Below are 11,076 nucleotides of genomic sequence, written 5' to 3' on the forward strand. Positions count from 1 at the left end.
CCAGGCCAGGGCCAGCGCGCTGCCGCCCAGGGCCGCGCCGATCGCCGGGGTGGCGACGGCGCCGCCGGAGAAGTTCAGCGGCAGCGCCAGGGCGGCCAGGCACACCGCGGCCAGGGCGGCGCCGCGGCGCGGCAGGACAGTGGAATCGGGAGGCGAAGCGGAGGTCATCGGAGCGGCTCTGGCGGCGGATGTCGGAAGGCCACTAGAGATACCGAGGCGGCAATTCGCGAAAAAGGCCGCGATCCTCCGCACTTTGCGGAATGGAACGCTCTAATATCGCGGGATGGACCGCCTCACCGGCATCGTCGCCTTCGTCCGGGCCGCCGAACAGCGCAGCTTCGTCGGCGCCGGCCGCGTGCTCGGCATCTCGGCCTCGGCGGTGGGCAAGAGCGTGGCCGCGCTGGAGCGCGAGTTCGGCGTGCGCCTGCTGCAGCGGACCACCCGGCGCATCGCGTTGACCGCCGAAGGCGCGCTGTTCCTGGAGCATTGCCAGCGTGTGCTGGCCGATCTGCGCGAAGCCGAGGAGGCGCTGGCGCAGACCCGGCAGGCGCCGCGCGGGCGGCTGCGGGTCGGCCTGCCGACCATCGGCTACCGCTTCCTGGTGCCGCTGCTGCCGGAGTTCCGCCAGCGCTATCCGGACGTGGCGCTGGACCTGGAGTTCGACGACCGCGTGGTCGACCTGCTCGAACACGGCCTGGATGCGGTGATCCGCAGCGGCGTGCAAGCCGACTCGCGGCTGCTGGCGCGGCGCCTGGGGCCGTTCCGCTTCTGCCTGTGTGCCGCGCCGGACTATCTGCGCCGCCGCGGCGTGCCGCAGACCCCGGCGGAGCTGGCCGCGCACGACGGCGTGCTGTTCCGCGTTCCAGATACCGGCAAGCCGCAGGATTGGCCACTGGCCGAACCGGCGCCGCTGCCGCCGGCGGTGCTCACCTGCAACAACATGGAAGCGGTGCGCGCCGCGGCGATCGCCGGCCTGGGCATCGCCTGCATGCCGGCGTTCCTGGCGCAGGACGCGTTGGCCGACGGCCGCCTGCAGCCGGTGCTGGACGCGCACCTGACCGACGGCGGCGCGTTTTTCGTGGTGTGGCCGTCGCGTCGGCAACTGTCGCCGAAGCTGCGCGTGTTCGTGGATTTTCTCGCCGAACGGCTGTTCCGCACCGATTGACGCCACGTCGTGTGCCGGGCGACGCGCGCTGTCGCAGCCGCTGCGCCGCCGCACCGGCTAAAATGCGCGGGTGGATGTCTCTCATTTGCTCGACGATCTGAACCCCGCACAGCGCGAGGCCGTTTCCGCAGCGCCCGGCCACTACCTGGTCCTGGCCGGCGCCGGCTCCGGCAAGACGCGCGTGCTCACCCATCGCATCGCCTGGTTGCACCAGGTGCATGGCGTGCCGGTGCACGGCATTCTGGCGGTCACCTTCACCAACAAGGCCGCGGGCGAGATGCGCCACCGCGCCGACCTGCAGTTGCGCAACGGCAGCCGCGGCATGTGGATCGGCACCTTCCACGGCCTGGCGCACCGCCTGCTGCGCCTGCACTGGCAGGACGCGAAGCTGCCCGAGAGCTTCCAGGTGCTCGACGCCGACGACCAGCTGCGGCTGGTCAAGCGCGTGGTGCAGCAGCTGGAGCTGGACGAGGGCAAGTACCCGCCCAAGCAGATCGTGTGGTGGATCAACCAGCAGAAGGACGAGGGCCGCCGCGCCCAGCACATCCAGCCGGAACCGCGCGATGAGTGGGTCACCACCCTGCGCAACGCCTACGCGCTGTACCAGGAGCGCTGCGACCGCGCCGGCCTGGTCGACTTCGCCGAATTGCTGCTGCGCGCGCACGAACTGCTGCGCGACACCCCGGCGCTGCTGGCGCACTACCGCGCCCGCTTCGGCGAGATCCTGGTCGACGAATTCCAGGACACCAACGCCATCCAGTACGCGTTCGTGCGCGTGCTCGCCGGCGACAGCGGCCACGTGTTCGTGGTCGGCGACGACGACCAGGCGATCTACGGCTGGCGCGGCGCCAAGGTCGAGAACGTGCAGCGCTTCCTCACCGATTTCCCCAGCGCGCAGACCATCCGCCTGGAGCAGAACTACCGCTCCAGTGCCAACATCCTCAACGCCGCCAACGCGGTGATCGCGCACAACCCCGACCGTATCGGCAAGCAGTTGTGGACCGATTCGGGCGATGGCGAGCCGATCGACCTGTACGCGGCCTACAACGAGGTGGACGAGGCGCGCTACGTGGTCGAGCGCGTGCGCCAGTGGGTGCGCGACGGCGGCAGCTACAGCGAGGCGGCGGTGCTCTACCGCAGCAACGCGCAGTCGCGCGCGTTCGAAGAGGCGCTGATCGCCGAGCAGGTGCCGTACCGCGTCTACGGCGGCATGCGCTTCTTCGAGCGCGCCGAAATCAAGGACACCCTGGCCTACCTGCGCTTGGTCGCCAACCGCGCCGACGATGCCGCGTTCGAGCGCGCGGTCAACACCCCGCCGCGCGGCATCGGCGACCGCACCCTGGACGAGGTGCGGCGCCTGGCGCGCGCGCAGTCGCTGTCGCTGTGGGCGGCGGCGCAACAGGCCGCGCAGCAGGGCGGCGACCTGGCCGCACGCGCGCGCAACGCGCTGGGCCAGTTCCTGGGCCTGATCGAGCAACTGGCCCTGGACGTGGCCGGGCTGCCGCTGCCCGAACAGATCGACCAGGTGCTGGCGCGCTCCACCCTGCGCGAGCACTGGGGCAAGGAAAGCCGCGGCGGGCTGGATTCGGAATCGCGTACCGACAACCTCGACGAACTGGTGTCGGTGGCCTCGCGCTTCGTCCGCGCCGACGGCGACGAAGACGCCGACGAAGGCCGCCAGGCGATGACCGAGCTGGTCGCGTTCCTCGCCTACGCCTCGCTGGAGGCCGGCGAAGGCCAGGCCCAGGCCGGCGAGGAGGGCGTGCAGCTGATGACCCTGCACTCGGCCAAGGGCCTGGAATTCCCGATCGTGTTCCTGGCCGGCATGGAAGACGGCCTGTTCCCCAGCGCGCGTTCGCTGGAAGAGAGCGGGCGCCTGGAGGAAGAGCGGCGCCTGGCCTATGTCGGCATCACCCGCGCCCGCCACAAGCTGGTGCTGAGCTATGCCGAGTCGCGGCGCATCCACGGCCAGGACAACTACAACGTGCCCTCGCGCTTCCTGCGCGAGATCCCGCGCGAACTGCTGCACGAAGTGCGGCCGAAGGTGCAGGTCTCGCGCAGCGTCTCGCTGGGTGCGCCGCGCAGCCTCGGGCACAGCGTGATCGAGGCCCCGGCGATCAAGCTCGGCGCCAACGTGCAGCACCCCAAGTTCGGCGGCGGCGTGGTCATCGACTACGAAGGCAGCGGCGCCCACGCCCGCGTACAGGTGCAGTTCGACGAGGCCGGCGCCAAGTGGCTGGTGATGGCGTACGCCAATCTGACGGTGTTGTAGCCACGGCGCTGGCGGCATGCCGTGTAGCTCCGCGTACGTGCGGCCGCCTGGCCGCTCGCTTGCGCCGATGATCGGGCGACGGCGTAGCTAACCCTGTGGACTGTCGGTGCGCGCGGCGCCCCGATCGCCGCGGCGACTACGCGCCTCCAGCACGGCATAGCCCGCACAGGCGAGCAGTAGCGGGCCGAGGTAGTAGAAGGCGCGATAGGCCAGCAATGCCGCCAGCAGTTCCGCTTGCGGCGCCTGCGTCCCGAGCAGCGGCAGCACCACCGCTTCGAGCACGCCGATGCCGGCCGGCACGTGCGCGATGGCGGTGGCCACGGCCGCCGCCAGCAGGGCGCCGAGCACCGACATGTAATCCACGCCGGCCGGCATCAGCACGTACAGCAGGGCGCCCATCAGCGCCCAGTTGCAGGTGCCCAGGCCGAGTTGCAGCAGCGCCAGCGGCAACGGCGGCAGGTGCAGGACGTGGCCGCGCACCTGCAGCGTGCGGCCGTGCGCGCGCTGGCAGGCGATCAGGTAGGCCACCACCAAGCCCAGCATGGCGGCGCCGACCCATGGCAGCACCGCGCCGCTCAGCGGCCACTGCGCCGGCGTGCGCAGGCGGCCGCTGACCAGCAGCACGCCGGTCAGCAGCAGATAGCCCATCCAGTTGGTGGCGATGGCGAAGCCGACCACGCGGCTGATCGTCGCCAGGCCCAGCCCGGCGCGTCCGTACAGGCGGTAGCGGATCGCGGTGCCGCCGATCAGCGCACCGACATTCAGGCTGAAAGCGTAGGCGATGTCCGCGATCGCCATGACCCGCGGCGTCGGCACCGCATGCGCCGCGTAACGTCGCGCGGCCAGGTCGTAGCCGGCATACAGCACGTAGCTGGCCAGGCTCAGGCCTGCGGCGGCGGCCAGGGTGCCGGCACCGTAGCCCGCCAGGGTGGTGCCGACCTGCGCCCAGTCCACGGTGCGCGCCGCGCGCACCAGCAATACCGCCACCAGTACCAGGAAGGCCAGATAGGCGAAGTGGCGCAGCATGCGCCAACGCGTGCGCGGATGGTTCATGGCGCGTGCCGCTTGCGCCGCAGCACCGCAGTGCGCGGCGTGCGCTTGGGCAGGCGGCTGGCCCACTGCGGCACGTTGCGCAGCACATGGAACAGCAGCGGCCGCAGCAGCGGTTGCCAGAAGCGTCCGTGCGGCACCTGCGCCGGCACGACTTCGCGGCAGTGCCGTTGCATCAGTCGCTGCAGGCGCCCGTGCAGGTCGCGCGCGAAGGCGGCATCGCGGATCACCAGGTTGGCTTCCAGGTTCAGCGCCAGGCTCAGTGGATCCAGGTTGCTCGATCCCACCGTGCTCCAGTGCCCATCGATCACCGCGACCTTGCCGTGGAACGGGCGCTCGCAGTACTCGAAGATCTGCACGCCGGCATCGACCAGATGCCGGTACAGCGCGCGTGCGGCGAACAACGCCAGCGGCGTGTCCGGTTGCCCCTGGAAGATCAGCTTCACCGCCACGCCGCGGCGGGCGGCAGCGCACAGGTCGCGCAGGAAGCCGTAGCCGGGGAAGAAGTAGGCATTGGCGAGCACGATCTCCTGCCATGCATTGCGGAATGCCTGCCGGTAGGCACGCTCGATGCAGCGTGAACGGCCGGCGTTGTCGCGTGGCAGGAAACACACCTCGGCCGCGCCGGCGGGCGGCACATCGACGTTCTCCTGCGGCACCCACCCCGCGCCGGTACCGTGGGTGGCCAGGGTCCGGCGCACGAACGCGACCATGTCCGCCACCACCGGGCCTTGTACCTCCACCGCGTAGTCCTGTTTCGCCTCCGGGCCGAAATCGGCCAGGTGATCGGCCGACCAGTTGATGCCGCCGATCATGCCGATCCGCCCGTCCACCACCAGCAGCTTGCGGTGCATGCGCCGGAACACGTTCAGGCGCACGCCGAGCAGGGTCGGCTGCTGGTCGAACAGGCGCAGTTCGGCGCCGGCTTCGGTCAGTTCGCGCACGAAGCCGGGCGAGAGATCCGGCGAGCCGAACGCGTCCACCAGCAGGTGCACGCGCACGCCGCGGCGCGCGGCGGCGACCAGGTGGTGCTTCAGCGCCAGGCCGACCTCGTCCTCGAACCAGATGAAGGTCTCCAGCAGCACCTCGTGCCGGGCCGCGTCGATCGCGGCGAAGGCGCGCGGGAAATACGCATCGCCGTTCTCCAGCAACTGCAGGCGGTGGCCCTGGCGCCAGCGCGTGTCGCGGTTCGCGGTCCGGTTCACAGCACGATCCTGGCATGCAGCGGGGCGTGGTCGGACAGGTGCGACCATGGCCGGCCGGTCAACACCCGTGCGGCCTCGATGCGCACGTTGCGCACATAGATGCGGTCCAGCGGCAACAGCGGCCAGCGCGCCGGGAAGCTGCGCGCCACGCGTCCTTGCAGCTGCGCAAAGGCCTCGGTCAGGCCATGCCGCTGCAGCAGCGGATGCCCGCGCTGGCGCCAGTCGTTGAAGTCGCCGGCGACGATCAGCGGCGCCTGTGACGGCAGTTCGGCGATCAGCGCGCCGAGCAGGCCGATCTGCCGACGCCGGTGCGCCTCGCGCAGGCCCAGGTGCACGCAGATCGCATGCACCGCCTCGGCATGACCGGGGATCTCCAGTACCGCGTGCAACAGCCCGCGGTGCTCGTGGCCGGCGATGGAGACGTCGCGGTTGACGAAGGAGGCGATCGGGAAGCGCGACAGCAGCGCGTTGCCGTGGTGCCCATGCGGATACACCGCATTGCGGCCGTAGGCGAACTGCGGCCATAGCGCGTCGGCGAGGAATGCGTACTGGCTCTGCGCCGGCCAGTCGGCGTGGCGGCCGGCATGCAGCTGGTGTTCGCCCAGCACTTCCTGCAGGAACACCAGGTCCGCGGGCAGCGCGCGGATTGCCGCGCGCAGCTCCGGCAGCATGAAGCGCCGCTTCAGCACGCTGAAGCCCATGTGCGCATTGATGGTCAGCAACTCGATCGCAGGCATGCCGGGGCAGGACGGAAACCACGCCTGCCATTGTCGTCGGCGTCCGCGTGCGGCGCGTGACGGTGCCGCGTCGCGCACCTGCCGCCGCTGCGTCGTCGGCAGCGGCGGCGGTGTCGGCTCAGTGCCGTGCGGCGATGATCTTGCTCAGGTAGTCCGGCGTGCCCTCGACCCGCACCAGGTGCGGATACTGCAGGCCGTCGTGGTAGTTCACCGGCACGTCGCGCACGCCGCCCTGATACTTGAGCGTCAGCACGATCGGCGCGCTGCCGCCCTTGGCGTCGGCGATGGCCTGCTTGAGCGTGTCGCGCGAGTAGTCCTGGCCGTTGACCGCCAGCACCGTGGCGCCGCTGCTGACCCCGGCCTTGAACGCCGGGCCGTCCCACAGCACGTCGTTGATGCTGGCGTCGTCGTTCATCACCAGGCCGATCGACCAGGCGAAGTTGTAGCGGTGCCGCGCCGACTGGTGGCGGCCGTCGTACTGCTTCTCGAATGCGCTGGGCTGGTCGGTGTACACCAGCTTCCAGCCGCTGGCCTGCAGGCCTTCCAGCAGCGGCGGGTCTACCTGGTACACGCGCCGGTTGATGTAGTCGGCCCAGTCGTAGTGGACCACGCCGTCGAGCGCGGCGATGACGTCGTCGAAGGTGTAGGTCTTGACCGCGAAACTGCCGTCGTCGATGCCGAAGAACGCCTTGGCCACGTCGTCCAGCGACTTGCGCCCGCCGCTCATCGCGCGCAGCTTGGCGTCCACCGCCAGCCACACCATCTGCCCGCCGCTGTAGTAGTCCTCGCTCATCTGCCAGCTGCGGTAGGGCAGCGGCGCGCGATGCGCGGCGGTGGGGTCGTTGGTGGTGTCCTCCAGCGAGCGCCAGCGGAAGCCGGCGCGGTTGCGATCGTAGTTGGCCGCGGTCATCGCCAGCGCATCGCGGAACTGCTGCGGTGTCCACATGCCGGCGCGGGCGGTCAGCACATAACCCCAGTACTGGGTCTGGCCCTCGTAGACCCACAGCAGCGAGTCGCCCATCGGCACGTTGAAGGTCGGCGTCCACAGGTCGGCCGGGCGCCGGAACTTGCCGTTCCAGGAGTGCGTGTACTCGTGCGCCAGCAGGTCGCGGTCCGGCGCGTTCTCGTCCCAGGCGCTGAAGTAGTCGGCAGCCAGTCCGTTCTCGCTGGACTGGTGGTGTTCCAGGCCGTTGCCGCCCAGCACGTCCGACAGCGAGAACAGGAAGTCGTAATGCGCGTAGTGGTGCGAGCCGAACAGCTTGATCGCCTGCACCGGCAGGTTGCGGTGCGCCTGTAGCTGCTCGGCGCTGATGTCCAGGAACCGCGGCGCGTCGGCGACCACGTCCAGGTGCACCGGCGCGCCGCCGGCCGGGGTCAGGTCCACGCGCTTGAAGTAGCGCCCGGCATAGATCGGTGAGTCGACCAGGGTGGTGAAGTCCACCGGCTTGAAGGTGGTGGTGGCGCCGTTGCGGCTGGCGGTCTCCAGCGCGGTGCCGAACTCCCAGCCGGCCGGCAGGGTCACGCTGGGCGCCACGGTGATGCCGCGGGTGTCGTGGCCGGCCGGGTACAGCGCCACCTTGTTCCACTCCAGCTGCAGCATCTTGTCGGTCATCTCGAAGCCGTCGTCGCGCGGCGACAGGTACTGGAAGCTGGCGTCGATCGCGCTCACGCCCTGCGGCACGTCGACGTGGAAGCTGTACACGTCGAAGGTGTCGCGGCGCCACGGCAGGGGCTTGCCGTTGGCGGTGAGGGTGAGGCCGGCCAGCATCGCCACCGGCCCGCTCGGCGAATGGTCGCCGGGAATCCACTGCGGGTACTGCAGGGTCAGCCGTCCGGCGCTGACCGGGATGGTCTCGTGCACCCGGTAGATACCCTGACGCACATCGCCGGCGTCCACCTGCAGGGTCAGGGTGCCGGGGTAGGGCGTGTCCTGCGGCGCCGGCACGTCCGGTGTGTGCACCACCTGCGCCTGCGCGGCGCCGGCGAGCGCCAGGCCGATGCCGAGGACCAGCGCCCGGCGGGCGCAACGGGAGGCGGGGAAAGCAGTGGCGGACATGCGCGGCTCCGGGAGCGGGATGGGATGCGAAGCGCGGAACGTTAGCACCTGCCGCCGTCGCCGTCGCACTTGCCCGGCCCGGTCACGAAGGTGCCAGGCAATGCTGTTCATCCCGGTGCCACGGGTCCCAGGCTGTGATCCCGGGAAGGCCGCGCGACAGCGGTATCCCTCCAGCGCCTGGCGACAGCGTTGGTCGTCCAGCGCTGTCGCGCTGTGGACCGCCGCCAAGTGCGCAACCCCTTGGACTCCGGCTGCACCGCAGCTTCGGTGTTGCAGCCGGAAAGCGTGCCGCCTCAGTCCTTCAGCGCCCCGTCGCCAGGATCGCTGGCGGCATAGGTCGAGGTTGGCAACTCCGCATCATGCGGATGCCGCAACGCCTCGCGCAGCGGCGCCGGCAGGTGCTCGACCGCCAGGATCACCTTGCCGAAATGCACGTCGCGCACAGCGCTCGACGGCACCACGAAATCGCCGCCGTTCTCGATGTTGACGACGAACGTGGCGCCGCCGTCGCGCACCTCGCGCACCGCCCCCACACCGACCTCGCCATCGGCGACGAACACCATCTGGCCTGCTTCCACACGTTCGGACATCGCGCACCGCCTTTGTCTGGGAGAGAGCCCACGCGGGCTGGAATGCGCCGGCATGGGCGTTCGATGATCGGACGCGTAGGCGTTGCTGGACGGTGAATGCGACGTGGTCTGTTGGTCACGACGTCGCCGTGGCTGCGGCTTGCGCGTCACCGCCAGGGACACGCGCCGTGACGCAGCGCGATGCGATCATTCCCGTTCGACCACTGCTGGGAGGGCAAGGATGCGAAGCGAAAAAGAGAAGATGCTGGCCGGCGAGGCGTATCGTCCCAACGACGCGCAACTGCAGGCCGAGCAGGACGCGGCCAGTGCCTGGATGCAGCGCTACAACGCGGCGCTGGCCGAGCCATCGGCGCGGCGGCACGCGCTGCTGGTCGAAGGACTGGGTTCCGTCGGACGCGGCGCGGTGGTGCGGCCACCGTTCCATTGCGACTACGGCTACAACATCCACCTGGGCGAGGACGTGTTCCTCAACTTCAACTGCGTGATCCTGGACGTGGTACCGGTGCACATCGGCGCCGGCACCCAGATCGGACCGGCGGTGCAGCTCTATGCCGCCGATCACCCGCGCGATGCCGCGCAGCGCGCCGAAGGGCTGGAGTTGGGACGGCCGCTGACGATCGGGCGCAACGTCTGGATCGGCGGCGGCGCGATCGTGCTGCCGGGGGTGACCATCGGCGACGACGCGGTGATCGGCGCCGGCAGCGTGGTCACCCGCGACGTGCCGGCCGGCGCGCGCGTGGCCGGCAATCCGGCACGCCTGCTGAAGCCGCACAGCGACTGAATTTGATCCGGGTCAAGGCAGGCGCCGCGCAATGGGTGTGCAATGCTTTCCTGGCCGCCACGCGCGGCGTTACCGGAGCACCGCCATGTACCAGCGCATCCTGATCGCCATCGATGGTTCCGAGTTGTCCGCCAAGGGGTTGCAGCAGGGGTTGGCGCTGGCCGCCGAGCTCGGCGCGGAGGTGGATATCGTCACCGTGTCCGAGCCGTGGGCAATGGGCATGTACGACGCGATGGGCTGGAGCGTGGGCTACGAGGCCAGCCCCGAATACCGCCAGGACCGCGAGGCCGGCGCGCAGAAGATCCTGGCGCCGGCGCTGGCCGCCGCCGCGGCCACCGGAGTGACCGCGCACGGCCGTCACGTGCTCGACCGCTACGCCGCCGAGGGCATCATCGACATGGCCGTGGCCTGCAACAGCGATCTGATCGTGATGACCTCGCACGGCCGCCGCGGCATGAGCCGGGTCCTGCTCGGCAGCCAGACCGCGGAAGTGCTGGCCAACAGCCAGGTGCCGGTGCTGGTGATCCGCTGAGGCGCTGACCGGCCCGCGCCGGCGGCTGCGCGGTGCGGAACACGTTCGAGGCCGGCATCCGGCCGCTGGCCGCAGCGACCTATCGCTTTGCCGATACGCTTCGGCTTGTCACGCGGCTGCGCCGGGAGGCGACGCCGCGACAGGGGGCTGGCATCCGGCACACGCCTGCATCCGTCCGTCTGGGCAGATCGGGGAAGCGCCCGCGCGCCGCCGCCGTTGGGTGGCGCGCCGGGCGCGCCATCACCAGCTGTACAGCTTCCAGTACACGGGCGACACATTGTCCTTGCTGCCATCCACTTCCATGTGGCCGTCGCCATTGCGGTCGTACAGGTAATAGGCCGGGCCGCGCGCCGGCGTCACTTTGACCATGCGCAGTTGGCCGCCCACGCGGTACTCGTCGACGGTGTCGCCGTTGTCCATCTTGCGCTGGGTCGTTTCCGCGCCGCGCACGTCCATCGGCGCGCCGTCCGGGCCGAGGCCGGTGGAGGCGCAGCCCGCCAGCAGCAATAGCGGGACCAGGATCAGGGCTTTCATTGCGGTGTTCTCCACGGGCAGGACATGCGCAGAGTATGCGCCGAGTGTCTGCATGCGGTGTGGGAATGGTGCGGGCGGATGGCTGCTTAGTGGATCAGGTTGGCGTGTCGCTGCGTACCGTACCCTCACCCCAACCCCTCTCCCGGTGGGAGAG

The 11,076-nt window shown here is 70.3% G+C and carries 10 protein-coding genes; 4 read left to right on the plus strand and 6 right to left on the minus strand.

Annotated features, from left to right (window positions below):
- The first annotated feature begins 283 nt into the window (after window positions 1-283).
- Both D588_RS0122030 and uvrD read left to right on the plus strand, forming a co-directional pair.
- Window positions 284-1,165 (plus strand): LysR substrate-binding domain-containing protein, encoded by an 882-nt coding sequence (locus D588_RS0122030; RefSeq protein ID WP_017917541.1) that lies wholly within the window; start codon window positions 284-286, stop codon window positions 1,163-1,165.
- 70 nt (window positions 1,166-1,235) lie between these two features.
- Window positions 1,236-3,437, plus strand: coding sequence for a DNA helicase II (gene uvrD / locus D588_RS0122035; RefSeq protein WP_026143992.1), 2,202 nt, complete (start codon window positions 1,236-1,238; stop codon window positions 3,435-3,437).
- Between the two features lie 87 nt (window positions 3,438-3,524).
- Here uvrD and D588_RS0122040 read toward each other — a convergent pair whose 3' ends face one another.
- The 5 genes from D588_RS0122040 to D588_RS0122060 form a co-directional block, all read right to left on the minus strand.
- On the minus strand, window positions 3,525-4,490 hold the full coding sequence (locus D588_RS0122040) for a lysylphosphatidylglycerol synthase domain-containing protein (RefSeq protein WP_232764349.1): 966 nt from the start codon (window positions 4,488-4,490) through the stop codon (window positions 3,525-3,527).
- Window positions 4,487-5,692, minus strand: coding sequence for a cardiolipin synthase ClsB (gene clsB, locus D588_RS0122045; RefSeq protein ID WP_017917544.1), 1,206 nt, complete (start codon window positions 5,690-5,692; stop codon window positions 4,487-4,489). The genes D588_RS0122040 and clsB overlap by 4 nt, the downstream gene beginning before the upstream one ends.
- The gene (locus tag D588_RS0122050; protein WP_017917545.1) at window positions 5,689-6,429 is read right to left on the minus strand and encodes an endonuclease/exonuclease/phosphatase family protein; all 741 of its coding nucleotides are present in this window, start codon (window positions 6,427-6,429) and stop codon (window positions 5,689-5,691) included. Before D588_RS0122050 ends, clsB begins: the two co-directional genes overlap by 4 nt.
- Window positions 6,430-6,547: 118 nt before the next feature.
- The gene (locus tag D588_RS0122055) at window positions 6,548-8,485 is read right to left on the minus strand and encodes a M61 family metallopeptidase (protein WP_017917546.1); all 1,938 of its coding nucleotides are present in this window, start codon (window positions 8,483-8,485) and stop codon (window positions 6,548-6,550) included.
- 293 nt (window positions 8,486-8,778) lie between these two features.
- Window positions 8,779-9,048: a hypothetical protein gene (locus tag D588_RS0122060; protein WP_017917547.1), complete on the minus strand. Its 270-nt coding sequence runs from the start codon at window positions 9,046-9,048 to the stop codon at window positions 8,779-8,781.
- Window positions 9,049-9,295: 247 nt separating this feature from the next.
- Here D588_RS0122060 and D588_RS0122065 point away from each other — a divergent pair, with 247 nt between their 5' ends.
- A complete protein-coding gene (locus D588_RS0122065) occupies window positions 9,296-9,856 on the plus strand; it encodes a sugar O-acetyltransferase (protein WP_017917548.1) in 561 nt (186 codons plus the stop codon).
- Window positions 9,857-9,941: 85 nt separating this feature from the next.
- Window positions 9,942-10,388, plus strand: coding sequence for a universal stress protein (locus D588_RS0122070; protein WP_017910346.1), 447 nt, complete (start codon window positions 9,942-9,944; stop codon window positions 10,386-10,388).
- Window positions 10,389-10,628: 240 nt separating this feature from the next.
- On the opposite strand, the gene D588_RS0122075 is transcribed toward D588_RS0122070, so the two are convergent.
- Complete coding sequence (locus D588_RS0122075; protein WP_017910345.1) at window positions 10,629-10,922, minus strand: DUF2782 domain-containing protein; 294 nt, start codon at window positions 10,920-10,922, stop codon at window positions 10,629-10,631.
- Window positions 10,923-11,076 lie beyond the last annotated feature (154 nt).

The organism is Xanthomonas sp. SHU 308 (assembly GCF_000364645.1).
GTDB lineage: Bacteria > Pseudomonadota > Gammaproteobacteria > Xanthomonadales > Xanthomonadaceae > Xanthomonas_A > Xanthomonas_A sontii.

Excerpts from the sequence above, each read along its gene's own strand:
- D588_RS0122030 (WP_017917541.1), top strand. The coding sequence starts at position 284 with ATGGACCGCCTCACCGGCATCGTCGCCTTCGTCCGGGCCGCCGAACAG.
- D588_RS0122040 (WP_232764349.1), bottom strand. The coding sequence starts at position 4,490 with ATGAACCATCCGCGCACGCGTTGGCGCATGCTGCGCCACTTCGCCTAT.
- D588_RS0122050 (WP_017917545.1), bottom strand. The coding sequence starts at position 6,429 with ATGCCTGCGATCGAGTTGCTGACCATCAATGCGCACATGGGCTTCAGC.
- D588_RS0122055 (WP_017917546.1), bottom strand. The coding sequence starts at position 8,485 with ATGTCCGCCACTGCTTTCCCCGCCTCCCGTTGCGCCCGCCGGGCGCTG.
- D588_RS0122060 (WP_017917547.1), bottom strand. The coding sequence starts at position 9,048 with ATGGTGTTCGTCGCCGATGGCGAGGTCGGTGTGGGGGCGGTGCGCGAG.
- D588_RS0122065 (WP_017917548.1), top strand. The coding sequence starts at position 9,296 with ATGCGAAGCGAAAAAGAGAAGATGCTGGCCGGCGAGGCGTATCGTCCC.
- D588_RS0122070 (WP_017910346.1), top strand. The coding sequence starts at position 9,942 with ATGTACCAGCGCATCCTGATCGCCATCGATGGTTCCGAGTTGTCCGCC.
- D588_RS0122075 (WP_017910345.1), bottom strand. The coding sequence starts at position 10,922 with ATGAAAGCCCTGATCCTGGTCCCGCTATTGCTGCTGGCGGGCTGCGCC.